A 24,483-nucleotide genomic window follows, 5' to 3' on the forward strand; every position below is an offset into this window, starting at 1 on the left:
GCGGGAGAACTTACGTTACTCGGATCGTGCAAAAGTTGGTGACAAGCAATCGGCGGCATGGCCACTCGCAGCGTGGAAGCAAAGGGGAGCGGGGCCATGGAGCGTGTGACAGTGATCCGAGGCCCCGTAACAGTAGTTAGCGACTCCCCGGATATGAACCCCAGCCTACCGTGGCGAAAGTGAAAGTGCGGGACGCGACGGAGCCGTCGAATCAGCGCCGCCGGAATATCGGGGCCGCATCGAGCAGCGCCTTCCGTTTGAGTAGCGCGAAGCCGGTGAAGATCGCGGCGAACCCGCCGAGCGTCGAGAGCGCGATCGTCTGGCCGAGCACGAGCCAGGAGAGGCCATTGGCCACGACGGGTTCAGTGTATCCGACGAGGTTGATCTCCGTCGGGCCGAGCTGATCGAGCAGGCGGAAGTACAGCGCGTATGCGACAGCTCCGGAGATCACGCCCAGATAGACGAGCGCGGCAACCGTCGACGGCGTCACGGCTGCGGCCGAAAACACCTCGCCACGCAACGGACTCGCCAGATGCAGGAAGGCAGCCCCGACGAGCATCGCCCAGGCCTGGACGGTCGACAGCGGCAGATCGACGTCGATCGGCCGGGACGCGACGGTTCCGAACGCGAAACTGACTGACCCGAGCAGGACGATCCCGACGCCGATCGTGTTCGTGTCTAGCAGGGCTCCGGGGCTGGGATCGGCGACGAGCACCACGCCCGCAATCGCAGCGAGGAAGCCGAGCGCGCCGATCCGGTTCGGCGGCTCCTCGATGCCGAGCGTGGTCGCGAAGCCGGCAGTCAGGACCGGCCCGAGGCTGATGACGATCGACGCGACAGCCCCGGAAACGTGGTCGATCCCGATGTAGATCAGGGCGTTGTACGCGCCGAACATGAACAGTCCGAGAAAGGAGACCAGCGTCCACTCCCGGCGCGAGCGCGGCCGCCACCGATCGGTCCTGTGAGCCGCATATCCGAGGACGAGCGCGCCCGCGATGTCGTAGCGCATCGCCGCGAACAACACCGGCGGAAGATCCCGAAGCCCGATGTCGATCGCCACGAACGAGCCGCCCCAGAGTAGCGAAAGCAATACGAACAGCAACCCGGTCGTTGGGACAGAGATCCAACTCCTCTGCGATATCATAGATCCTATTCAACAATCTCTCTCACCATCAGTTAAATCTTTCTTCAATAGATTTCGCGTTGGGAGGTAGAATTTCTCAGAGAAGTGTTCCGACTTGCATTTATCTACAAAATATCCCCTATATTCGGAACAGATCTAGTGGTGTCTTTATCCCCGACGTTGATAGGGGAGTACGTCGAACGCTCGGGCGATGGACGAGCGCGACATCCGTATTCTCAAGGCGATCGCAGATCTGGGGACGGGCAGTCCGGACGAGTTACACGAGGAGACCGGGATTCCGGTCTCGACGATCCACTACCGGCTGGGGAATCTGCGGGAGGAGGGGATCATCGAGAACGACCTCTACGACCTCGACCTCTCGGAGCTGGGGCTAGACGTCACCGTCCTCGTCGAGGTGCTGTCGGATTACAGCGACGACCACGAGGACGTCCTCGAAAAGCTTCGCGAGGTCGAGGGCGTGACCCAGATCTTCTCGACGATGGGCGAGACGGACTTCATCGCCATCGCGAGACTCCCCGGCAGCGACGAAGTCGAGCGGCTCATCAGAGACTTCGAGATGATCGAGGAGGTCGACCGCACGAACTCGACGTACGTGATCTCGACCGACCGGGACTTCACGCGCGGTATCGAGAGCTACAGCCTGGAGACGCTCGTCGAAACGCTCGTCGAGGAGTGACGACGAGGGGGAGAGTGAGAACGCAACAGACGGACGATTACCGCGCGAGCGGGAGATTATAGCCTGTCTCCCGTTCGACGACGGTCTCCCAGGTCAGTTCACAGTCACAGGAGACTTGCCCGAAGACGCTGGGATCCTGGCGGAGGTTGAAGTCCTTGATCGCCGTCTGGACACGGTCGTCACACTCCCCGCAGTTGTGCGCGCCGCGGTCGGAGCCGTGCCCGACCGGATCGGAGACGACGATGACGTCTTCGTCGACCGTCGCTTCCAGCACCTCGGCGACGCTCCAGAGCCACGGCGGTCGGTAGCCGTCCGCAAAGTACAGCTGCTCGACCTCGGTGTACTTCTGGACGTTGGTCGGGTTCATCGAGACGGTGTGACAGCCCTCGACGCCCGCACAGCGACGGATCGAGGATTTCATATCCTCGATGGCTTCCGACTCGCTGAGGAACGGGGGCTTCATCAGGAGGTATGCCTTGATCCCCACGTCGACAGCGTCGGCCTCGGCGTCGGCAGCCCGCGCTTCCGCGCAGGCGTCCTCGAAGTCCGCGAAGTCGAAGTACTTGTTCACGCAGTCGTGGCGGACGCGATCCGTGGCGGTCTCCAGGCCGACGGCGACGTCGGTCGCCAGACCCTGGTCGGTGAAGTCGGCGATCTTCTCGCGGTCGACGAAGTCAGGCAGGCTCTCGACGACGATCCGCTCGCGATCACTGAAGGTCTCGGCGATGGCCTGTCTGGTCTCGGCCGGGACCTCGCGCTCGTCGAGGAACGAGCCCGAGGTGTAGATCTTGATCAGCCCGGATTTGTCGTCCGCGTTCTCTTGCTCGTGCTCCAGACAGGCGTCGATCTGAGTCATCAGGTCATCGTGGGCAACAGTGCCGCCCTCGACGCTCTCGGCGACGTAGCCACACATCGTACAGCCGCCGGCGCGGGCCCACCGACAGCCGCCGGTGTTGAGGATGATCGTCAGGCTCTGGTAGACTCCGTCGGGCGTGTTGTCCTCGTCGAGCCAGACCCGCGTCGGCTCGGTCGGGTCGTAGCTCTTGTCGTTGCGCCCGCGGATCTCCCGCATCACCTGGTTGTGGGCGTCCATCCCCTTGCCCTGCTCGTAGACCTCGGGGCTCGGCTTGCTCATCGCCGTGACGTAGCCGGTGCGGTCGTAAATCCCCTGCGTTCGGTCGCGACGCTCATCGCAGGCGGACGTACAGAGCCCATCCAACGAGCACGATCCCCGCGCCGATGGCATTTGCTATCGCGTCTGCGACGCTGGCGTGGCGGTACGGCACCAGCAACTGGACTCCCTCGATGAGGAGGCCGTAGGCCGTCACGACCGGGGCCGTCACGGGGATCGACAGCGCACTGGTCGGTAGCGACAGCTCCCGGGAGCCGACGATCGCCGCGAGAACCGCGGCTTCCAGCACGGCGTACGCCAGCGCGTGGAGCCACAGATCCAGCCCCAGGCCGAACGGACCGGCCCGGGCGACGGCGTCACCAGTCGGGACGACCGCCGAGACGAGAATCACGAGGGCGACGACCGCGACGACCACGATCCGTCGAGAGCGATTCCAGTGCACGGAGGCCGATCACTTCTCTTCGGTGTGCCGAACTTCGCTCGCGATCCCGCGAGTACTCTCGACCATCTCCGGGCCGGACATCTCCGCGCGGCCGATCGAAATGGCTTTCGGTCCCTCGAAGACCACCTCGTCACCGGGTCGGATGTCATCGTCGGCGTCGACGATCCCCGGCGCGAGGACGCTCCCTCGCGGGACGAACGCGTCGATCTCGGCGCGCTTGGTCGGGATGTCGCTGTCGAGCCAGCGTCGCGCCCCCGCGAGCGTCAGCGACAGTGTCCCGTAGTTCGGGACCAGTGCCGCCAGCTGCTCGCCGTCGGCGTCGTGGGCGCGTAGCTTGGGATAGCGACTCTCGATGTGCAGGTCCTCGAAGAGCTCCTCGCCCGCACCCTCGCCGAACTGGTAGTCTGCGATGGCCCTGATCGTGTTGTGCTGGCGCTCGCGCTTGCGATACTTCGGTTCGCCCGAAAGGGTGCTCGCAAGGTTCGCAAGTGACTCCGTGTCTGTCGGGTGCTCGGCGACGGTGTACTCGAACTCGATATCCAGCCGGTCCTCGACGCGCTCGACGATCGGCAGGTAGTCCTCGGGCAGGTGAGCGATATACCGGGGATACTCGTTGCGTTCGAGGTAGGCCGCCAGCACGTCGGCGACGAACTCGATCTCGGTTGCACTCCAGCGACCGGTCACGACCGAATCGTAGTGCTGGGCGGGGTAGGTCAGCTCCAGTTCCTGCGGGACGACGCCGATGGGTGACGTCATCGAGACGGTGTGGCCGCGGAACTGGACGGCGTCGTGGAACTGCCCGTGACTCCGGGACTCGCTGTATGGCTTCCGCGCCGAGCAGGGAACGAGCACCAGTGGGGCCTCAAAGCGGTTGCGATAGCGGTTCGTGACCCGGTCGGCGAAGCGCTGGATCTCGACCCGCCGCAGCGTGTCGTCGCTGGCGGCGGTGATCTCGGCCCCCCGGACGATCGGCGTCCGCTGTTCGAGATACGCGTACTGCTGATCGAGCCGTCGGAAGGCGGCTGTCAGCCACTGGTCGTGGCGGGCCTGGCCCTCGATGTAGTCCCGGAGCCGGCCCGACCGGATCCGCTCGCGAACGCGGGCCAGTTCCGCCCGCAGGGCGTTGACGTTGTGCTCGATACAGGCCTCGCGGTCCGCGCTCTCGGCGGGTTGCTGGCAGGCCGGGCACGAACAGGGCAGCTCTTCCAGATCCTCGAAGAAGACCTCGCCGTCGCCGGTGAGATACTTGCCCTGGGTGCCCTTGATCACGGCACGATCGGTATCGACGAGATCGACGCCGGCGTAGACCAGCGTCGCGACGTTGGCAGGGGTGGCGACACCCGGCAGATAGAGAGCGCTGTCGGCGGGAATCGACTCGCGGACGTCGACGATCGTCTCGACGAACGCCTCGGCGTGGCCGACGATGCCCTGTGCACCCGAGAGGACGTAGACGTCCGCACCGAAGTCGGCGGCCGTCTCCTGGGAGACGACGACGCCGTTCGGGTACTCGACCTCGGGATACTCGGGCGCGAACGCGTCCTGGACTTCCTCGGGCGTCCCGCTGGGGAACCCGCGATGGGGCAGGATCGTTACCTCGTCCTCGCTGCCCGCCGGGAACTCTCGACCGCCGGGCCACTCGCTGCCGGCGTCGATCGTCAGATCGTCGGCCAGCGTCGGCGTCCGGACGGCGTCGGACAGGCGGAGTTCACCGACCCGCGCGGCCCCATCGCGGTGGTGAACCTCGAAGTAGTCAGTCATACCTGCACTGGGTGGCGGCGCGTGAATGAGACTGTCGGTCCCTGTCGGAGAGCACGAGTCGCGATGCGGTGATCAGTAGGAGTCGACGTTCGTCCCGACCGAGCAGACGTACTCGCCGGTCGCGACCTGCGGGAGCCGGCGGGTCCGCCAGAAGATCCCCTCCGAGTCGGCCGTGACCCGTTCTTTGACTTGGCCGAACACGTCGGTGATCGCAAAGAGCGTCTCTCCACGCTCGACTTCGTCGCCGAGTTCGAGCTTGAAATCCACGAGCCCGCCGGCGGGTGCCCCGTACTGATCGAAGCCGCCGGCCCGGGTCTGGGTCGAGAGGGTCACGTCGCCTTTGAGGAAATCGTAGTATTCGAGGACGTTCCACAGCCCCTGGAGGCCGTATTCGATGCTCTGGTTGTCCCAGCCGACGGCCCCGCCCAGTTCAGGGTCAATCGTCGGGACGCCCTCGTCGGGAGCGGCACGGGCGAGCTGGCCGTCCGGCCCTTTCTGATCGAGTACGTACCCGCAGTTGAACACCTTCGCGAGCTCCAGACAGGACTGATGGCGGCGGTGGCGCCGTCCGCACCGCACCCGGACCTCGTTGATCATCCGGCTGGTCGATCCCTGATGGAGGTCGACAACCAGGTCGGCACGGGTGGCGGCCTCGAAGGTCGCCGCCGCGATGCGCTCGCTGGAAGTTCCCTCCTCGTCGCCTGGGTAGACCCGGTTCATCTTCGTGTCGTCGACCGGGTTGCGGTGTTCGGCGACCTGGAAAGCGTGGTAGTTGACGATTCCGGTGACGAGAATCGTCCCGGAGATGGCCTCGGGATCGAGCCGCGGGAGCCAGCGCTGGAGGACGCCGACACCGTTGAGTTCGTCGCCGTCGCTCGCGGCCTGCACGTAGAGGGTCTTGCCCGTCTCGGCGCCGTTGACGACCGCTACCGGCAGCTCGATGTCGGTGCCGTCGCGCGTCTCGCCGACCCACAGCCGCCCCGTGTCGATCTCGCCCGGGGCCGCACTCGCCGTGCCGAGGCTCGTCATTACCATAGAGAGACGGACGGACGGTCTTAGTCGATTCGATCCCGGCCGAAAAACACGCTCACCTCGCAGTGACGGGCGCGTCGGCGGTCGCGACCAGTGCGGTTTTGTCGCCCGGAGCCGAACGGTCGGGCGTGTCGAACGATCGCCCCGAGTCCGGCCGCGCGCGCTTTCTAGAAGCACTCGAGGTCCGCAAGCACGCGATCCGCGGGTTCGGGCTCGGGATCGCCCTGACGGTCCTGGCGTACGTCCTCCTCGTCGTCCTGCCGGGCGGGGGCGAGTCGTGGATCTGGTATCTCGGACTGGGCGCGTCGCTGGCGCTGTCGCTCGGCGGACTGCTCACGATGGTACTCGTGGCCGTCCAAGCGCGCAGACTCGCGAAAGAGCTGTGATCCAGCCGCTCAGCCGACGAGTTCGGCCAGTCGATCGGCCCCGGTGCGAGTCCCCTTCGCGAGGAGGATGTCACCGGGTTCGATTTCGGTCGTCGCCCCCGGAGAGATGACCCAGTCGCCGCCCTCAAGGCCGGTGCGGCGGCTCTCGCGGTCGGGGTGTCGAACCGCGATGACGCGCATTCCCGTCTCGGTTTTGACCGCCACCTCGCCGAGGGTCCGCCCCGCCAGGCCGCTGTCGGGGTCGACAGTCGCGCGGACGATCACCTCGTCGCTCTCCTCGACGGCCGCCGCGACGACGGGGTGGGTGCCGATCCCGCGGAGGACGCCCTCGCTGATCTCCAGGGCGGCGTCGGAGATGACCTCCGTCGAACGGGCAAGTTGCACGAGTCCCCGCAGATCGACCGGATCGTCGACGCGGCTGGCCGCCCGGAGCACCCAGGCCTCGAAGCGCGATTGCAGGGCGTCGACCTCGGCTTCCAGTTCGAGGACTTCCTCGGCGACGGGTTTGCTGTCGAACAGGACCGACCCGTAGGCCAGATCGACCGCGAGTTCGCTCATATTCTTCATCAGGACGATCGAATCGACCGCCCGCTCCAGGTCCGAGGAGTCGCGTTCGGGAGGGTCCGGCGGGACGTATTCCTCGCCGGTCAGCGTCTCGTAGACCTCCGTGAGTCCGTCGCGCGGACCGCGAAGCAGCGCGACGTCCTCGGCCCGGACGGTCGTCTCGGGGCCGGGGTTGAGCAGCCACTCGCCGTCCCGGCGGATCGCGATCACGCGGACGCCGGTCTCGGTCTCTAAGGTGATCTCGCCCAGCGTCCGCTCGGCGTAGGCCGACCCGAGGGCGACCGTCGCGCGCTCGACAGACTCGACGGCCTCGGGCAGGGCGGCCCGCATCGCCTCCGGGAGGCCGATGTCCTCCAGGACGACCTTCGCGATGTCGCCGGCGGCGTCGCTGATCTTCTCGGCGGCCCCGACCACGCCGAGCACGGGCGCGAGCGACTCGGCGTCCTCGGGGCTGCGCGCGGCCATCAGCAGACTCATCCGCGCCTGTAGGTGCAGCACTTCCATCTGGGATTCCAGATCGAGCACCTCCTCGGCGATGTCGTCGCTGCCCAAAAGCACCGCCGAATACGAGAGGTCGATCAGCAACTCGGCGGTGTCTTTCATCTCGGCCAGCACGTCCTTGACGCTGACCGGTTCGTAGGCCACCCTGTCCTCGTCCATACCCGGTCAGTTCGCGGGCCGCCGGAAAAAGCGTTCCCCAGAGGATGGGAAGCCACCACGGCGGTCGCACGTGCCAGCACCTCCCGCGGAACGCTTTTGCGACCGAGACACGTACAGTCGGGCAACAATGGGAATCGGCGGCTCGGATATGTACCGACAGCAGATCCTCGATCACTACAAGAATCCCCGCAATTACGGGGAGATCGAGGACGCGACGTTCACCCACGTCGGGGAGAACCAGTCCTGTGGCGACACGATCAAGATGGACGTGGTGCTCGACGACGACGAGGAGACCATCGAGGCGGTGGCCTTCCGCGGCGACGGCTGCGCGATCAGCCAGGCCTCGGCCTCGATGCTCAGCGAACGACTGCCGGGCACCTCCATCGAGGAACTGCGGGAGATGGACCGGGACGACATCATCGACATGCTCGGGGTCGAGATCTCGCCGATGCGTGTGAAATGCGCCGTGCTGGCCGAGAAAGTCGCTCAGGACGGTGCGGAGATCTACCTCGGCGAGAAAGATCTTGAGACGACCCAAACCGAGGGCGACGATCCGGACGTCCCCGAGTAATAGGACCGCTGGCGACGCCGACGGCGAGCCAGCGGGTCGTTTTATACTAAATTTTGCGACGAGTGGTTCCCGCAGTGAGCGGCGTCGCCGCGAGCGAGGAAACCCGAGGAGTGAAATTTAGGTGAGAAAGATCTTGAGACGACCCAAACCGAGGGCGACGATCCGGACGTCCCCGAGTAATAGGACCGCTGGCGACGCCGGCAACGGTCGCCCGGCAGACTACTCCTCTGGAGCGGTCACGACCGTCTGTTCGTCCTCACCGTGTTCGATCGCCACGCTGTGGCGGGTGTGGCGGGCGTGGGTCTCTGCCCACCGCTTGGCGGCGCTTTCTTCGAGACGTTCGACGGTTTCTGGACACTGGCGGCAACTCGCCTGCCAGGTCGCGATCCCGTCGGGGTAATGACCCGTGTGTCGGTGGTGATCCAGCGCGAACTGCTGAACCGCCTGATTGCCGACGGCCAGCTCCGTCAGTTCGTACTCCAGGTCCCAGGCGCGATCGCAGCGCTCGCAAGTGATCGTCGGCGTGTCGTCGACCTCGCCCGGCCCGAGAGCGTCGTCGCGTGGCGGTCGGTCGGGGTCGCGTCGGTCTCGGTCGTCCATCACCCTGCGATTTGGGCTCCCTGAAGAAAGAGTCTACTGACTATCCGAACCGAAACAGACAGACAACCGACCGTATCAGTCCTGAGGGAGGGCCGTCTCCTCGGGGGCCAGCGTCACGGCTTCCGGGCTGTAGCGCTCCCACAGGACCAGCAGACTCGGCAGGACCAGCAAGCTCACCAGGAAGGCAGTGAGCAATGCGATCACGACGATCGAGCCGAAACTCTGCAGTTGCGGGTGTGGCACGAGCGCGATCGTCGCGAACGCTCCCGCTGAGGTCAGTGTACTGCCGAGCAACGCGCCGCCGGTGCCGGTGACCGCGGCCTCGAGGGCCTGGACAGCTGTCTTGCCCTCGCGGCGCTCGTCGGCGAAGCGATCGCCGATGTGGATGTTGTAGTCGACGCCCAGCCCGATGACGAGGCTCATCAGCAACGCTGTCAACAGCGTCAGCGGGATCGACAGCAGGTACATCCCGCCGATCACCAGCCCGAGGACGAGCGCGATCGGGACGGCGACGACGAGACCCAGCGTCGCACTGCCGTGCATCACCCGGAAGGCGATCGCCATCGTCAGCGCGATCGCCGCCAGCGCGAGCGCCATCGTCTGGAGGATCCCACCGACGATCGAATCCAGGACGGCCACGTTGATGGCCAGTGAGCCGACGACGGTCGCCGTCCGATCGCCGCCGTCCATGCGAGCCGCGCCGGCTTCGAGGTCGGCGACGGTCTCGTCCGCATCGGCGTAGCCGCCGTCGAGCGTCACGCGAACGAGCATCGATCGGTACTCGCCGTCAGTGCGTTCGAGCACCCGGCTCGCGATGTCGCTGTCGGCCTCGTAGAAGGCGTCGTAGACGGTTTCGAGGTCACGATCCGGCAGCCCGTCGCCGTTCGTGTCTCGCGTGTCGGCTTCGAAGACCGCCCGGAACGCCGGATCGCGCTGGGCGACGGCCCGCATCGCCGTGACCGGTGAGGTAACCGATTGGACGCCGGGCTGTTCGAGCAGGACGCCCCGTTCCTCGATCGTGTCGACGCCCGCCTGGAGATCGGTCAGCGTCCCGTTGGCCGTCACGTCACCTTCGAGCAGGATGCGTTCCTGGATCGCGTCGTCGGCGGTCGCCGGCTGATAGACATCCTGGACGTGGTTCAACTGCTCGGCGACGGGATGGGGTTCCCAGCCGACTGGGTCCGGAAGCTGTTGTTTCCACTCCGCAACCTCGCCGTCCGGTTGCTGGAAGCTCTCCTCGTCCAGATCGGACCAGGCCGCCGCGCCGAGCGATCCGACGACGATCGCAACGACCAGCACGACCGGCGCGCCGCGGCGGGCGAGATCGACCGTTCGCGAGAGGATCGGTCGCAGGAACCGACCGTGGCCCAGCGCCCGCTTCCGTCGGCTCCAGCCGATGCGTTCGAACAGGCCGTCGATGCTGATCTTCAGCGCCGGCACGACGGTGACGAACAGCAGCAGCGACGCGATGACACCGAGCGTGATCGAGACCCCGAGATCGCGGATCTGCCCGAGCGGGTTGACCACGTTCGAGAGGAAGCCGATCGCGGCGGTGACAGTCACCAGCACGAGCGCGGTCGCGACGAGTTTGACGCCGCGGTTCATCGGCTCGCGGATCCCCTCCTCGACGCCGCGTTGCTCGCGATATCGGTTGAAGACGTGGAAGCCGAAGTCGATACTCAGCCCAGTCACGAGGACGACCGGGACGATGCTGACCAGCCCCGCGGAGACGCCGAGCCACCCGAGCAGGCCGAACATCCACAGCACCGACAGGATCACACCGGTCATCCCGACGACGATATCGACCAGATCCCGATACGTGAACGCGAGCACGCCCAAGATCAACACCAGTGCGGCCGGCAGCACCAGCCAGACGATCTCCCCGAAGAAGTGGCTGTTGTACGCGTTGTAGGCGAACTGGTTCAACACGAACAGCCCGCTGTCGGAGTGGGCCTGTGCGGTGTCGTAGAGCGCCGCATCGACGGCATCGCCGGCCGTTGCCGATCCGGCCGTCGCGTTGAGCACGACGAGCAGCCGACGGTCGGTCGCGGCCGTCTCCCCGGGCTCGTGACCGGCAGGCAACAGCCGGAGTGCCTGTGGATTGTTCGCGAGCGTCGACTCGATCTGCGACTCGACTGTCTCCGGATCTGCACGATCAAGGGCGGCGATCTGTTCGTCGATCGACGCGTTTCGGTCGTCGACAAGCGCCACCGCGACCATGTTCGCGATGTCGACGATTCCGTCCTCGTGTAGTACTGTGGCGACAGAGGCGTTGGCACGGATGTCCTGCTGGTATCGCAGCGTCGCCAGCAGCGAGGATTTCGAGAGGACGTCCCCCTCTTGCTGGCGGACGTACACCGTCGCAACCGTCCGATTCGAGTCGTTCCGGGAGGTGTCGTAGTTGGCCGCGACGTAATTCGCCTTCTGGACGCGGTCGATGTCCTCAAACGCCGACGCGTCCGCCCCGGCCTGGCTCGCCGTATCGAGCATCGGGATACCCGCCAGCACGACCGCCGAAACGACGACCATCACCACCAGCGTGAGTCGATTGTGTTCTGTAACGAGATCGACCGCTTTCGCTAACCCCTCACGTAGCATTCCTGTCAGTGTGTTCACCTACCGGACACATATAGGTCCTGTATGGACAAACAGCGATGGGCGTCTCAAAAGGGTTTATACCCGGCTAATCGGCCAGGAGGCCCTACGCCAGGAAGACGTGTCGCGGTGTATCGGCGAGGACCTCCCGGCCCCACTGGACGGTCTCGCGGAAGTCATCCGACCGGAAGAACGTCATCGCGTCCTCGCGGGAGTCCCACTGCGAGGCGATGAACATGTCGTTCTCGTCGTCGTCGTTGACCAACAGTGCGGTCTCGCGGTGGCCGTCCATCGTCGCGAGTTGCTCTCCGACGGTTCCGAAGGTCTCGACGAACTCCTCGCGGTAGTCGGGCTTGACCGTGTAGAACATCCCCATCGTCCCGAAGCCGTCGCCCTCGCCCGCCTTCCGGACGACGCCGGGGACCGCCTCCAGGTCGTCGCTCGCCGCCTGGGCCGCGTCCTCGTCGGCCCAGAGGCTGACGACGGCCGCGATCTCGCTGTCGGGGTCGTCGTAGACGGCCGTCTTGACGTGGTCCTCGCCCTCGAAGGCCCCGCGGAGTTCCTCAACAGTCGGTCGAAGCCGGTCGAGATCCGCCTCGGAGTAGACCACGAGCGCGTAGACGTCCTCGCCGTGAGGCTGGCCGGCGTAGATGTCCTGGTCGGCCAGTCGCGACCGGATGTCGCTGTCCCCGTCCGTCCCGGCCGGTTCGCTCGCGCCGTCGGCGTCGCCGGCGCCCGCCCAGCCGCGCGCGCCGGTGTTGACGCCGTCGAGATCGGTCAGGAATCCCGAGGCCGTCTGGGCGGCGTCGTCGGTTTCCCAGAGACTCACCAGGAAGGTGTGCCCGCCGCTCGCGCGGACCGCCGTCGTGACGTGGGTGTCGTAGTGATCGAAGTTCGAGGCCAGCCCCTCGACATCCTCCGCCAGCTCAGCGGCGTCGCGGTCGGTCTCGAAGACGAGCGCGTACGTGCGGCCTGCGTAGTCCTCACCCTCATAGAGCCCGGCTTTGCCGAGGCGAGCGTTCATCCCGTCGATCTCGGCGATCGCCTCGCTCCAGGAGTCGGTCGTCGTCGGCCGACCGCCGCCGGTACTGGGATGGCTGTCCCCCTCGTCCGTGTCGTCGCCCGAGTGCTCGGCGTCGCCGTGGGGATGGCCGCCGCCAGCATCGGACTCGCCGTGTGGGTGATCGCCGCCATCGTCGTGTGGATGTCCACTGCCGTCGTGCCCGTGGCCCTCGTCTGCCGCGGCATCCTCGGGCGTCGCTGGCGGCTGGTCGTGCGCCGGCTGCCCACTGGTGTCGTCCCAGGGCGTCGAAAGGGGGTCGCCGGCCAGCAGCGCGTCCAGGTCCGCGGGGTCGAAGCGCCGGCCGATCCAGAAGGGGCCGAACTCGGCGAACTTCGAGGAGGAGGGGTCAAAGCGCATCTCATAGAGGAGGTCCTTCACGTCGGTCATATCGTCGGCGTACAGCGTGACGCCCCACTCCCAGTCGTCCATACCGATCGCGCCGGTGATCATCTGGGTCACTTTGCCGGCGTACTCGCGGCCGACCTCGCCGTGGGCGTCCATGTGCTCGGCCCGCTCTTCGAATGGGAGGTCGTACCAGTTGTACTCGGGGTCGCGGCGCTTGTCCATCGGGTAGAAACAGACGTGTTCTTTCTCGGGGATCTCGGGGTACAGCCGCGAGCGCATGTATCGTGCCAGTCCCGAGTCGTCGTCGAGATCGCCCTCGATGAACTCCCGGCCGCGTTCGGAGTAACCCGACGCCTCGGTCACGGAGACGAACGACCGATCCCGTTTGGTGAACGTCGCCAGCGCCGTGCGCTCGAATCGCCGCTCGAGGTCGTCGAGATCCGCGAGCGTCGGCCGCATGTGGACGAGCATGAGATCGCCCTTGTGTCCCAGCATCGAGACGACCATCGAATCTCCCTCGTCGTCTTCGACAGTCGTAGCCGACTGGAGAAATTCGATGCCCTCCTCGATAGCCCGATCGCGGGTGCGCTGGGATGCCTCGTTCCAGGCCGCCCAGTCGATCGTCCGAACGTCGTGTAGCACGTACCACCCTTCCGCCGTCGGGGGCGCGTCCCGTCGCTCCGTGGTCATCGTTGCCCGCTCTTGGTGCGAGAGCGTAAGGAACCTTGCCCTTCAGGAAACGGGCGCTGTCTTCAGGAAAGGAGTTGCGGGCCGAACAGCATCAGGAGCAGGCTGACGCCCATGATCAGCCCGATCGAGATCGTGACCACCTGGACGTGCCGGCGGTGGTTCAGCGGCGTCCGGGCGAGAATCGCCTCCGTGCTCGTCCGCAGGAGGTGCCCGCCGTCAAGCGGGAACGCAGGGATGCAGTTGAACAGCCCGAGATTGAAGTTGATCCAGCCGGTCCAGAACAGCAGGTTCGCGAGCAGGAACACGCCGCCGCCGAGCGGTTCGAGCGGTCCCTGGACGACGTAGAAGTTCGTGATCGGGTCGAGGAAGCCGGCGAAATTAAAGCCCAGCGACGGCGACGCGACGGCCGCGAAGGGCAACACCAGCAGCGTCACGGCGATCGTCGCGAGCGACCCCTCGCCGAGTCCGCCAAGCGCGCCGTCACCGGACAGCGCCGCCAGATAGGACTCGGCGGGATAGACCTGGACCCCGAAGTCGTTGACCACGATCCCGCTGTAGCCGGGCTGGACGCCCAACACGCCCACGAGCGCGCCGCCGGTTCGGCTGTTCTCCTCGAGTTTGACGTCATACTGCTCCGGGGAGCCATCGACGTACGCCTCAATAGTAACAGTCGTCCCGGCATCGAGATCGGCAAGGATATCCTGCAGTGTCTCGGCGTCGGGCGTGCGAGTGCCGTCGATACGGGTCACGACGATCGGCTCGCCCGCGGGAGCACCGGCGTCGGCCAGGGGGCCGTCCTCGCCGACCGCGCTGGCATAGGCGCCGACCGGGGCGGTAACGGTCGAGCCGTTGTCGATCGTGAGCGTCGCGACCGTCCGGTTGCTCACCGCGTCGTGGAACTGGCTTTCAGTCGAGACGGTCGTGTCGTTGACGGCGACGATCGTATCGCCAGCATCGACCGCGAGCGGGCCGTCCGCCAGCGCGCGTGTCACCAGCGCGGAGCGGTTGACCATCACGGATTCGCCGGCGGCGGTCGTCACCGATACCGTCTGCTCGCTATGGTTGGCTAGCACGGCGTCGATGTCCGACGCCGACTCGACGTCCATCCCGGCGATAGAGACGAGACGATCGCCACCGTCCAGTCCGGCCGCCCGGGCCGGCGAGTCCTGCATCGAGCCGCCGACCGGGACGCCGCCGGCGACGGCGATCGATCCCGTGACCGGACCGAACAGCAGGGCGAAGGCGATGACGGTGATCGCGAAGTTGTTGGTGACGCCGGCGGCGAACATCCGGCTCTGTGCGCCGCGGCCGGCCGCCTTGCGGTCGTCTTCGTCAGGTTCAACGAACGCGCCGAGTGGAATGATCGTCAGCAGGACGACGCCCATCGATTCGATCTCGATGTCCTCGACGCGACTGAGCAGACCGTGCCCGCCCTCGTGGACGACCAGCCCGACGAGAAGTCCGAAGACGATCTCGGGGGCGGCCGACAGCGGCAGGAAGTCGTTGAGACCGGGGATGACGAGCGCGTTCTGTGGCTCCTGGATCGCCGAGGCCGACGGCTGGCGGAGGCTCTGGTAGGCCGACAGCAGGACTGTCAGAAAGAGTCCGACCAGCAGGACAAGCGCGATCCCCAGCCCGAGGTTGCCCCAGGCCCGCCAGAACCGCTCTCGTCGCGCCAGTCGGTCGAGAAACGCCTTGCCACGCTGTGTGTGAATCGTCGTCAGCGGGCCCGAAACGTGCACGAACTCCGGCAAGATCCCACGCTGTCGGAGCCCCATGACGACGACCGTATAGAGGACCATCCCCGCGACCACCAGGGTCAGCGTCGAAACCATTACCCGAAGCCAGGGGGTACGCCGTCAAGAGGATTGTGCATAGGGGATTGCAGGCCGCCGAGTTGGCGCGGCCAGTCGTCACACCTGATCGTCCGGATCGTGCCGCTCGATCATGCGCTCGGCTTCGGTAGCGTAGCGCTGTCGCGTCTCCTCGTCTGGGACGGATTCGAGCCGCTCCGGTTCGACGTCCTTGGCGGCGGTCGGCGGCCGCTTGGTCAGCAACGCGGTCGACAGTTGCTGGGTGAGATGGCGCTGTCCGTCCGGGGTCGCGTAGACGAGCGTCACCAGGTCCTCGTCGTAGTAATCGCGCTCGACCAGCCAGCACCGGACCGTCTCTGACATATCGTCCGTTTCGATCGGCCAGGAGTTGTATCCTCCGACTGCCGGTCGACGGTGCTGTTATACCGGCGGGTACCGAATGGACCGATCGATGAGCCGCTGGAACGATCGGGTCGAGGAACTGCTCTACGAGGGCGAGTCAGTTGTCGACCGAATCGAGGTCGGGACGGCGACAGTGGTCGTCACGAGCCACCGGGTGCTGGCGTTCACGCCCCGGCAGGACGGCGCGAACTTCCAGCAGGCCGACCGGCCGAACGTCACTGGCGTCTCGATGAGCACGGACAGCGACTCGGCCGTTCTCGGGTACGCGCTCCGGGCCACGGCGTACGGTCTCGTGTTGGTCGTCGCAGGCGTGTTCCTCCCGATCGACCGGTTTCTCTCCGGAGTCACGATCCCCGAGACGACGGGGCAACTCGGTATCGGCGGCGTGCTGGGACTGTTCCAGCGGCTCCTGTCGTTGCTCAGGAACCTGGACGATCTCATGCAGGTGTTCGGCGCGCTCCTGTTGCTGTTCGCGATCGTCCCGTTCGGCATGTACCTCTGGTCGCGAGAGCAGTCACTGGTGATCGAACTCGCGGCGGAAGACGAATCGATCTCCCTCCCCGTCCCCGAGTCCGACAGCGAGGCGGTCGCCGACCGGCTGGAGGGGGCTCTCGTGCCCGGTAGCGATAGCGCGGACGGGTAGCGCTGGCCGTACGCAAGTGGACAGACCCACGGGCAGCGGCCGACAGACAAGCCTTTTTACTGCGCATGCGAATCAACCGGTAGTGCCGGACGACGATCGGAGCATCGAAGATATCCTGGATACGATCGGTGACGAGCACGCACGGCGCGTCCTCGCGGCGATCGGTCGCGAGCCCAAGTCCGCGAAGGAACTGAGCGAGGAGTGTGAGCTCTCGCTGCCGACGGTCTACCGTCGCATCGAGATGCTCGAGGAGTACGACCTCATCACCAACCGGACCCTGGTCGCGGAGGACGGCAACCACTACAAGGTCTTCGAATCGAACTTCGAGAGCACGGTCATCTCGCTGGAAGACGACGAGTACCGGGTCCGGATCTACCGGACCGAGAATCTCCCCGATCGGTTCAGCCAGCTCTGGGACGAACTCGGTTCGGAGTAGGGACTGATGAAAATAGCTTAGTACGTCAGCGTCCCAGACAGGGACGATGCCGGATCTCACTATCTGGGCCGCCCGTGGCGTGTTGATCCTGCTTCGCCTGGTGTTGTTCGGGCTGTCCCTCGGGCTGACCGTGATCAGCTTCCAGGCCTATCAGTCCCAGCAGACCGAGCGGCTGCAGTACGCGTTTATCGGCTTCGCGTTCATCAGCATGGGCGTCGCCGTGAGCAACGTCGTCGCCCAGATCGGTTGGGTCGCCGACACGGTCGAGATCGTCCGGATCTTCTTTCAGGCCTCGGAGACAGTGCCGTTCATCGTCGGATTCGCGATGCTGTACCTCTCGCTGTACCGGTGACTGCTTCCGAATATCGAAACGGATATACTTCTGGCATGATCCGCTGTAACCAACGGGGTGTGGGAATATGCCAGAATGTCAGAACTGCGGTTCGTTCGTAACTGAAGCGTACGCACGAGTGTTTACGCCGCGCGGCGTCGATAACCCGCGAGTCTGTCCGGAGTGTGAGGACAAACTCCGGGACGGTGCCGACATCAGGGAGGCGCGGTCGCCACGCCACTCCTGATACCGGTAGCTGTACGTGCGCGCGGATAGTCGGCCCACCGCAGTGCGATGTCACAGCCGCCAGTAGGAAACTCGGGCCCGCGGCAGCCAAGTCACGTTGTTTATGAGGGACAAGCCCGTTTCTAGCGTCGATGACTGACGCGAATCCCCAGATCGTCCGCCTGTTCGGCGGACCGGGGAGCGGGAAGACCACCGCATTGCTCGACCGCGTCGAGGAGTTGCTCGAACGCGACGACATCGACGTTCGCGACGTGCTAGTGGTCTCCTATACCCGTGCGGCCGCAGCGGAGATCCGGGACCGACTCGCCGAACGGCTGGACATCTCGCCACGTGCGCTGAAAGGCAACGTGAGCACGATGCACGCGAAAGCCTACGAGTTGCTGAACCTCTCGCGAGGGGACGTCGTCGGCGAAGACGACAAAAAGGAGTTCTGTGAGAGTTACGGCCTGGATTTCGAGGACGAATACGAAGGGTCGAGACGGCGATCGGCCCGGTCGACGACGATCGGGAACAAGATCATCGCGACCAGCCAGTGGCTCCAGCGGACCCGCCGGGACGTCGCCGACTGGTACGACGTCCCCTTCAAGTGGGACGAAGAGGAAGTCCGTCTCCCGCCGGAGATCGACGACAACGCCCAGACGGGCAACAAGTACACGCCGACCTGGCCGAGCGACGACGACCGGATCGACGTACCCGAGGCGATCCGCGCCTGGCGGTCGTACAAGGGCGAGCAGGGACTGGTCGGGTTCGCGGACATGCTCGAACGGGTCAAACAGCGCTCGCTGTTGCCCAGCGTCGATTACCTGATCATCGACGAGTTCCAGGACATCACGACCCTGCAGTACGACGTCTACGAGGAGTGGAAGCCACAGATGGAGAAGGTCCTGATCGCGGGCGACGACGACCAGGTCGTCTACGCCTGGCAGGGGGCCGATCCGGATCTGTTGTTGGACGAGGACGTGACCGACGACGAGATTCTGCCCAACTCCTATCGACTACCGTCGCGGATCCTCAACGTGGTCAACAGGCAGGTTAGCCACATCGACAAGCGCCAGGAGAAAGACCTCAATCCCCGCAAGGAAGGCGGGACCGTCGAAGCCGTCTCCGGGCCCTCGATGCTCGATCTGGCTCGTAACGTCAAAGCGACCATCGAGGAAGACGACGACGGGACGGCGATGGTGCTGTTCCGGGCGCGCTATCAGATGTTCCAGTTCATCGACGAGTTCATCGACGAGGGGATCCCCTTCCAGTGTCTGACCGACCAGCGGATGTGGACCGATCGACTCACCCAGTACGTCCGGGGGATCGAGAACCTCGCCGCCGACGAGCAGCTGACGGCGCTACAGGCCCGCCGGCTGGCTGATATGCTGGCCGATTCGGCCTTCGGCACCGGCGAACGCGACGACCTGTTCGACGCGATCGACGAGATCACCGACGAGAAGGAAACCGACGACCTCCAGGAGATCTACGTCGAGCCGGGCCTGATCGAGGAGCACGCGCCCTTCGCGCCCGATCCGGTCGCGGCGGGGGACATGCTCCGGAAGATCACGAGCTTCCAGGAGCGGACCGTCGACGCGTACTTCGGCGGCGAGTACGAGGGGATGGCTCCCGATCGGTTGCGACTCGGGACGATCCACTCCGCGAAGGGTCGGGAAGCCGATCACGTCTTCGTCGCGACCGACCTCACGGAGAAGGTCGTCGAGCAGATGGCCGCGACGGTCGAACAGGACGGCATCGACGTGCCGGGCATCGACGAGTTCACCAAGCACACCTCGCCGGTGCCGACGCTGACGGACAACGAGCGACGGGTCTTCTACGTCGGGATGTCCCGAGCGCGCGAGCGGCTGGTGATCCTCGAAAACCTCATCGACGGGGCGCCGACCCTGCCGGTCGACGTGTTGCTCAACAACGAACCGACCGACGCCGACCTCGAAACGCTACTCGACGAGGCCCAGGGTATCGCCCCAGCACAGTAGCCGGGCGCGTCGACTCCCCGGCGCCGTCGTCGGCTTCGGGATGTGTTTTTATTAGTTACTTCCCCGAATGTATCGGTAGCTTGGCCGCCGTGATCCGGTCCGGATCGCGGCGGAGGATGGATCGCATGGACTCGAACACACCGAAACTGATCGCGGATCGACGGCGCACAGTCGGCGAGTTGGATCTAGCCGCGGAAACCGGGATCGCGGCAGATATCGAACGGATCGCGGCGGCCAGCCGCCGACGGACCACACAGATCGAGCAGAGCCACGAGGCCGTCCAGCGTCTGAGAGGAGGGAGCGACTGACCGATGCCCCCGGATTCGGAAGCCCCTGGTACCGTCGTGCTCGTCGACCCGGACGGTCGCCTCGAGCCGATCGCGGACGCGCTCACGGCTGCAATCGACGATGTCCGGACCGTCGGGCGAGCCGACGCCATCGAGTCGGTCGCGGAGCCGATCGCTTGCGTCCTCGTCGCGCACGATCCGCGAGACGGCGAGGAGCGGATCGACGGCATCGAGGCGATGGCGACCGCTCGCGACCGTCTGGAAGACGTGCCCGTCGGCGTGTACGCACTCGATCAGCGGCGGGAGACAGTGACGGACCTGTGTGAGGCGGGAGCTGATACCGTCGTCCGCGTGCCCCCGGAGCGCCAGTCGTTGCTCGTCGATCGGATCCGCCATCTCGCCGGTGTCGCCGAGAACGAGCCGCTCGGGACGCAGTTCCAGTCGTTCCTCGATCACTACCCAAACCAGGTCTATTTCAAAGATCGGAACAGTCGCTTCGTGAACGCGACACAGAACGAGAGCGTCGAATCGTCGGGACTGGACCGCCAGCAGGTGATCGGGCTCACCGATTACGACATTTACGAACGATCGCTCGCCGATAAGTTGTTCGAGGAGGAACAACGGCTGCTGGAGACGGAAGAGCCGATCAAAGAGAAGATCGAACACTTCACCGAGGGCGGCGAGGACAGGTGGATCTCGACGACGAAAGTCCCGCGATACGACGAGGACGGACAGCTCCTCGGGCTGGTCGGCAACGTCAGGGACATCACATCGATCAAACAACAGGAACGGGCGATGGCGACGCTCCACGACGTGAGTAGACGGCTCGTTCGCGCCGAATCGCGGCAGGAAGTGGGCGAGGCAGCGGTCGAGATCGCGACGGAGATAGAGCAACTCCCCAAGGCGCGTATCGATCTGTTCGATCCCGAAGACGGCGGGCTCCGGACGGTGGCCGAAACCGACAGCGTCGATTGGAACGAACAGTCGTTCCGGCACACGGCCGCGACGCGGACGCCGCGCTACCGGGCGGATGCCGGGGAGTTCGTGTCGGTCGAGGTCGACGAGCACGAGCATCGCGAACTGGAGTTGCCGGGCGACATCGATGCGGTGTGTGGGTTGCGGCTACCGGTGGGCGAACACGGTGTGCTGGGGGTCGACAGCGGGGGCGAGACGCTCGATCCGTTCACCGTCGAGCTCGCGCACGTCCTGGCCTCGAACGTCGAGGCCGCGCTCGACAGGGCACAACAGGAGCGTCGACTCACCGCCCAGTCGGAACGCCTCGAAGAGTTCGCCGCCCTGAGTTCTCACGAACTGCGCAACCGCCTCCAGATCGCGCTCGGAACGGCCGAGCGGGCGCGTGCCGAGGACGACCTCGGCGCGATCGAGGAGGTGATCGAGACGCTCTCGCGGATGAACCGGCTCGTCTCGCAGCTGTTGACGCTGGCTCGGACGGGATCGGTGACCAGGTCGACTGAGTCGATCGCGCTTTCGGGAATCGCCGAGCGGGCGTGGGACGTCGCTGGCCGGGGCGGGATGAGCCTCGCTATCGAGGACGACGCGGTCGTCACGGCCGATCGGGACGCACTGCTCGAAGTGTTCGAGATGTTGTTCCGGGCGATCGTCGACGCCACCGGGAGCAGACACGTTCGCGTCGGGACGCTGCCGGACGGCTTTTGCATCGAGGACGACGGGTCGGCGGTCGACCCCGCTGATCTGTTCGAACCGACTCACTCCGACGGCGGACCGGCGGGCGACAGCATCTATCTCGTCTCCGCGATCGCGGACGCGCACGGCTGGGACATCGAAGTCGAACCGAGCGATGGCGGCGGTACGCGCTTCGCGTTCCGCGGGGTCGACATCGCGCACGTGGAGTGAACACAACGGTCTGCTCTCTGAGCTTACGAGTCGGGAATCGGGGGCGTGTCACTCTCGGGATATATACTCTTGAGATGCGATTGCTATGATCGTGAATACGAGATAGATAGATATCGTGAAAAGGAAAAACCAACTGAGAGTCTCGATATCGGTTGATAGATATTGGCTCCCAGAGTTGAAATACGTAGATGACCCACCGGCGAGGAGTGCGATAAATCCGCGCTCTGGCGACCACCAGTAGTCTTTGTGTCGTGAATCCATATTTGAACGAGCCACGCTGTGATTTTTGCCTGGACTACGGTAATCGCTCTCAGAGCAGGTCCCGAACTTCCGAGTAGAACATGTCGTGATCGTCGACGGCGTCGACCTCGCGGGCGATCTTCACCGCGAGGGCGTGCCAGCACAGCTCGGTCGGGTCCTCGGCATCGAGGTTGTACTCGGCGTCCTTGCAGGTACAGCCGTCGTCCTCGACGATGTATTCGTCGTCGTGGCCGACGACGACCGTGAAGTCGTTGTACTGCTTGACTCGCCCCTCGGCGACGGCCTCGATCGCCTGGACGCCGCGGGAGCCATGCACCGAGATGATGCGGTCGGTCACCTCGGAATCGATTTCGCCGGCCTCGGCGAGCGCCTGTCGCCACTGTTCGACCGCGTTCACGCACTCGACTATGGCAGGGCGGGACAAAACGCTTCGGTGCTGGCGTCGGGGGACGACAGCGTGTCGGCGGATCGATTACTGACGAACTTGCTGGACCCAGTCGGGCGCTTCGACCGTCGTCGAGCCGACGTCCGAGATCGTCAGTTCCCACTCGAACCACTGTGAAGTCCCATCGCTGTCGGTCCCCTCAACCTCGTAGAGCTGGTATCGCGGGACGCCGTCACGGTCGACGAGTAACTCGAAGCGAGCGCTGGCCACATCGAACTCCGAGTCGGGGGTCTGGCCGCCGAGGTACTGGTCCGTCGCCTCGTAGACGTAGCGGCGGACAGTCACGCCGTCGTAGGTCTCGGTTCCCTGATTGGTCCACTCCTCGAAGGCCGAGGTGTCGTAGGCGAACCCGTAGTCCCAGACGGAGCCGGCGTCGTCGAAACTCGACTCGGACTGGAAGTACGAGGCATCCGAGCCGTCATTGGAGGAGAATCGAGTGTGCTGCACGCCGTCGGCGTAGTAGTTGTCGATGAGGGTGACCTCCTCGCCACCGATCCGCATCGTATTGTGAACGCGATCGGTTGTAAAGTCGACCCGGGCCGTGAACGTCATCTCTTCGACGTCGTCGGCGTTGGATCGCCAGACCCAGGTGCTAGTGTAGCTGCCCGCCGACTCCAGTGCGACCCGGGCGTTCGTGCGTTCCCAGTCGTCAGGATCGTCGGTCGTCGGCGGTTCGTCGGTAGCCGGCGGTTCGTCGGTAGTATCATTGCCCGAATCCACCGGCGTGTCGGTCGTCGGTGACGCCGCAGGGCCGTCACCAGTACCGCCCGAACAGCCCGCTAAGACGATGACGAGCCCGAACAGCAGTGCGACTAGTAGCTTTTGTGTCATGCCCACTATACAACCTGCAAGAACATAATGTTTTTTATGGTTAGAGTAGTGTGACGATGTCGACAGCACAACGGCTCGACAGGTCGGCTGCCTACTACATCGACGCGGACGCCGCGCTGCTTCAGAGCGCAACGACTTTGCTCGCGGGTGCGCGAGCACCGGTATGCGCGTCACGGAGGGCAACGTCGAGGTCGAGGTCCCCGAGCAGGCCGAGGACGGAATCGGCGACGGCGTCTTCTACAACCCCGTCCAGGAGTTGAACCGCGATCTGACCGTCGCCGTCCTGCGAGCCGCCCGCGAGCGCTTCGAGTACGCCGACTCGTATCTGGACGCGACCGCCGCCAGCGGCGTCCGCGGCGTGCGGGCCGCCGCCGAGGGCTGGGACGTTACACTGAGTGACCACGACGAGGAGGCAGTCGAACTCTGCCGGGCGAATCTCGATCGCAACGATCTGGACGGCGAAGTCGTCAATCGGGACGCTAACTCGCTCATGCACGAGCGACGCTTCGACGTGGTCGATCTGGACCCCTTCGGGACGCCCATTCCCTTCGCTGATGCGGCCGCTCAGAGTGCGATCGATCTGCTTGCGGTCACTGCGACCGACACCGCGCCGCTGTGTGGCGCACACTTCGAGAGCGGCGTCCGATCCTACAGCGCCGTCCCCCGAAACACCGAGTACCACCAGGAGATGGGCGTCCGGATCCTGCTGGGTGCGCTGGCCCGGACCGCCGCCCGCTACGACCGGGCGATCACGCCGATCATGACCCACGCCACGAACCACTACGTCCGGACGTACCTCGCCATGGCGGACGGCGCAACGGTCGCCAACGGAGCCATCGACCAGCTCGGACACGTCCACCACTGCCAGCACTGCCTGTGGCGCACCCACGAAGCGGGGCTGATCGCTGATCCGCCCGCCGAGTGTCCCCACTGCGGTGAGCACCTCCAGACGGCGGGCCCGCTGTGGCTCGGCTCGGTCCACGACCGCGAGTTCCTCACGGGCGTCCGCGAGAACGTGACCGAGGAGATGGGGACCGCCGAGGAAGCGCGAGCGTTGACCGAGCGGCTGGCCGTCGAGCTGGAGACGCCGACCCATTACGACCAGCATCGACTCACCAAGCGCTGGGGCGAGGGCGCGATCGCGATGGACGACTTCCTCGAACGGTTGCGATCGGCCGGTTACGAGGCCTCGCGAACCCACTACGGCGGGACGACGTTCAAGACCGACGCCGACGTGACCGAGATCCGCGAGGCGGTCCACGCAACCGAGTGACGCGG

At 65.4% G+C, this 24,483-nt stretch carries 24 protein-coding genes; 11 read left to right on the top strand and 13 right to left on the bottom strand.

Features of this window, described 5'->3' with window-relative positions; all coding sequences use genetic code 11:
• Positions 1 to 211: 211 nt before the first annotated feature.
• Complete coding sequence (locus tag HSEST_RS11980; RefSeq protein ID WP_267491868.1) at positions 212 to 1,144, bottom strand: DMT family transporter; 933 nt, start codon at positions 1,142 to 1,144, stop codon at positions 212 to 214.
• 190 nt (positions 1,145 to 1,334) lie between these two features.
• On the opposite strand from HSEST_RS11980, the gene HSEST_RS11985 reads away from it, so the two are divergent.
• Positions 1,335 to 1,820: an Lrp/AsnC family transcriptional regulator gene (locus HSEST_RS11985; RefSeq protein ID WP_229121161.1), complete on the top strand. Its 486-nt coding sequence runs from the start codon at positions 1,335 to 1,337 to the stop codon at positions 1,818 to 1,820.
• Positions 1,821 to 1,857: 37 nt separating this feature from the next.
• Here the strand turns inward: HSEST_RS11985 and HSEST_RS11990 are convergent, their stop codons facing one another.
• From HSEST_RS11990 to HSEST_RS12005, 4 genes are all read right to left on the bottom strand, one after another.
• Entirely contained in the window at positions 1,858 to 2,955 is a 1,098-nt protein-coding gene (locus tag HSEST_RS11990; protein ID WP_229121162.1) for an archaeosine biosynthesis radical SAM protein RaSEA, read from the bottom strand.
• A gap of 52 nt (positions 2,956 to 3,007) precedes the next feature.
• Positions 3,008 to 3,394, bottom strand: a complete 387-nt coding sequence (locus HSEST_RS11995; protein WP_229121163.1) for a VanZ family protein — start codon at positions 3,392 to 3,394, stop codon at positions 3,008 to 3,010.
• Between the two features lie 9 nt (positions 3,395 to 3,403).
• Positions 3,404 to 5,152 (bottom strand): archaeosine synthase subunit alpha, encoded by a 1,749-nt coding sequence (gene arcS, locus HSEST_RS12000; RefSeq protein ID WP_229121164.1) that lies wholly within the window; start codon positions 5,150 to 5,152, stop codon positions 3,404 to 3,406.
• A gap of 72 nt (positions 5,153 to 5,224) precedes the next feature.
• Positions 5,225 to 6,181, bottom strand: coding sequence for a succinylglutamate desuccinylase/aspartoacylase family protein (locus tag HSEST_RS12005; protein WP_229121165.1), 957 nt, complete (start codon positions 6,179 to 6,181; stop codon positions 5,225 to 5,227).
• A 131-nt stretch (positions 6,182 to 6,312) separates the two neighbouring features.
• On the opposite strand from HSEST_RS12005, the gene HSEST_RS12010 reads away from it, so the two are divergent.
• Positions 6,313 to 6,570 (top strand): DUF7536 family protein, encoded by a 258-nt coding sequence (locus tag HSEST_RS12010; protein ID WP_229121166.1) that lies wholly within the window; start codon positions 6,313 to 6,315, stop codon positions 6,568 to 6,570.
• Between the two features lie 9 nt (positions 6,571 to 6,579).
• Here the strand turns inward: HSEST_RS12010 and HSEST_RS12015 are convergent, their stop codons facing one another.
• Positions 6,580 to 7,794 carry a potassium channel family protein gene (locus HSEST_RS12015; protein ID WP_229121167.1) on the bottom strand — a complete coding sequence of 405 codons (1,215 nt, stop codon included), beginning with the start codon at positions 7,792 to 7,794 and terminating at the stop codon, positions 6,580 to 6,582.
• 127 nt (positions 7,795 to 7,921) lie between these two features.
• Here HSEST_RS12015 and sufU point away from each other — a divergent pair, with 127 nt between their 5' ends.
• Positions 7,922 to 8,365, top strand: a complete 444-nt coding sequence (gene sufU, locus HSEST_RS12020; protein ID WP_229121168.1) for a Fe-S cluster assembly sulfur transfer protein SufU — start codon at positions 7,922 to 7,924, stop codon at positions 8,363 to 8,365.
• 219 nt (positions 8,366 to 8,584) lie between these two features.
• On the opposite strand, the gene HSEST_RS12025 is transcribed toward sufU, so the two are convergent.
• The 5 genes from HSEST_RS12025 to HSEST_RS12045 form a co-directional block, all read right to left on the bottom strand.
• Positions 8,585 to 8,965, bottom strand: a complete 381-nt coding sequence (locus HSEST_RS12025; protein WP_229121169.1) for a hypothetical protein — start codon at positions 8,963 to 8,965, stop codon at positions 8,585 to 8,587.
• 75 nt (positions 8,966 to 9,040) lie between these two features.
• The gene (locus tag HSEST_RS12030) at positions 9,041 to 11,563 is read right to left on the bottom strand and encodes an efflux RND transporter permease subunit (protein ID WP_229121170.1); all 2,523 of its coding nucleotides are present in this window, start codon (positions 11,561 to 11,563) and stop codon (positions 9,041 to 9,043) included.
• A gap of 103 nt (positions 11,564 to 11,666) precedes the next feature.
• Positions 11,667 to 13,658 carry a heme-binding protein gene (locus HSEST_RS12035; protein WP_229121171.1) on the bottom strand — a complete coding sequence of 664 codons (1,992 nt, stop codon included), beginning with the start codon at positions 13,656 to 13,658 and terminating at the stop codon, positions 11,667 to 11,669.
• A 62-nt stretch (positions 13,659 to 13,720) separates the two neighbouring features.
• The gene (locus tag HSEST_RS12040) at positions 13,721 to 15,493 is read right to left on the bottom strand and encodes a site-2 protease family protein (protein ID WP_229121172.1); all 1,773 of its coding nucleotides are present in this window, start codon (positions 15,491 to 15,493) and stop codon (positions 13,721 to 13,723) included.
• Between the two features lie 78 nt (positions 15,494 to 15,571).
• A complete protein-coding gene (locus HSEST_RS12045; RefSeq protein WP_229121173.1) occupies positions 15,572 to 15,835 on the bottom strand; it encodes a hypothetical protein in 264 nt (87 codons plus the stop codon).
• Between the two features lie 88 nt (positions 15,836 to 15,923).
• Here HSEST_RS12045 and HSEST_RS12050 point away from each other — a divergent pair, with 88 nt between their 5' ends.
• The 7 genes from HSEST_RS12050 (at position 15,924) to HSEST_RS12080 (ending at position 21,668) form a co-directional block, all read left to right on the top strand.
• The gene (locus tag HSEST_RS12050) at positions 15,924 to 16,517 is read left to right on the top strand and encodes a hypothetical protein (protein WP_229121174.1); all 594 of its coding nucleotides are present in this window, start codon (positions 15,924 to 15,926) and stop codon (positions 16,515 to 16,517) included.
• An 82-nt stretch (positions 16,518 to 16,599) separates the two neighbouring features.
• A complete protein-coding gene (locus HSEST_RS12055; protein WP_229121175.1) occupies positions 16,600 to 16,953 on the top strand; it encodes an ArsR/SmtB family transcription factor in 354 nt (117 codons plus the stop codon).
• Positions 16,954 to 16,999: 46 nt separating this feature from the next.
• Positions 17,000 to 17,305, top strand: a complete 306-nt coding sequence (locus HSEST_RS12060; RefSeq protein WP_229121176.1) for a DUF7521 family protein — start codon at positions 17,000 to 17,002, stop codon at positions 17,303 to 17,305.
• A gap of 67 nt (positions 17,306 to 17,372) precedes the next feature.
• The gene (locus tag HSEST_RS12065) at positions 17,373 to 17,531 is read left to right on the top strand and encodes a DUF7563 family protein (RefSeq protein WP_229121177.1); all 159 of its coding nucleotides are present in this window, start codon (positions 17,373 to 17,375) and stop codon (positions 17,529 to 17,531) included.
• Positions 17,532 to 17,661: 130 nt separating this feature from the next.
• The gene (locus HSEST_RS12070; protein ID WP_229121178.1) at positions 17,662 to 19,506 is read left to right on the top strand and encodes a UvrD-helicase domain-containing protein; all 1,845 of its coding nucleotides are present in this window, start codon (positions 17,662 to 17,664) and stop codon (positions 19,504 to 19,506) included.
• A 125-nt stretch (positions 19,507 to 19,631) separates the two neighbouring features.
• On the top strand, positions 19,632 to 19,814 hold the full coding sequence (locus HSEST_RS12075) for a hypothetical protein (RefSeq protein WP_229121179.1): 183 nt from the start codon (positions 19,632 to 19,634) through the stop codon (positions 19,812 to 19,814).
• A 3-nt stretch (positions 19,815 to 19,817) separates the two neighbouring features.
• Positions 19,818 to 21,668, top strand: a complete 1,851-nt coding sequence (locus HSEST_RS12080; RefSeq protein ID WP_229121180.1) for a PAS domain-containing protein — start codon at positions 19,818 to 19,820, stop codon at positions 21,666 to 21,668.
• Positions 21,669 to 21,978: 310 nt separating this feature from the next.
• Here HSEST_RS12080 and HSEST_RS12085 read toward each other — a convergent pair whose 3' ends face one another.
• Together HSEST_RS12085 and HSEST_RS12090 are read right to left on the bottom strand one after the other, a co-directional pair.
• Positions 21,979 to 22,326 (bottom strand): hypothetical protein, encoded by a 348-nt coding sequence (locus HSEST_RS12085; RefSeq protein ID WP_229121181.1) that lies wholly within the window; start codon positions 22,324 to 22,326, stop codon positions 21,979 to 21,981.
• Between the two features lie 75 nt (positions 22,327 to 22,401).
• Positions 22,402 to 23,205, bottom strand: coding sequence for a DUF7537 family lipoprotein (locus tag HSEST_RS12090; RefSeq protein ID WP_229121182.1), 804 nt, complete (start codon positions 23,203 to 23,205; stop codon positions 22,402 to 22,404).
• Between the two features lie 163 nt (positions 23,206 to 23,368).
• Here HSEST_RS12090 and HSEST_RS12095 point away from each other — a divergent pair, with 163 nt between their 5' ends.
• Positions 23,369 to 24,478: a tRNA (guanine(26)-N(2))-dimethyltransferase gene (locus tag HSEST_RS12095; RefSeq protein ID WP_229121183.1), complete on the top strand. Its 1,110-nt coding sequence runs from the start codon at positions 23,369 to 23,371 to the stop codon at positions 24,476 to 24,478.
• Positions 24,479 to 24,483 lie beyond the last annotated feature (5 nt).

Source organism: Halapricum desulfuricans, assembly GCF_017094465.1.
GTDB lineage: Archaea > Halobacteriota > Halobacteria > Halobacteriales > Haloarculaceae > Halapricum.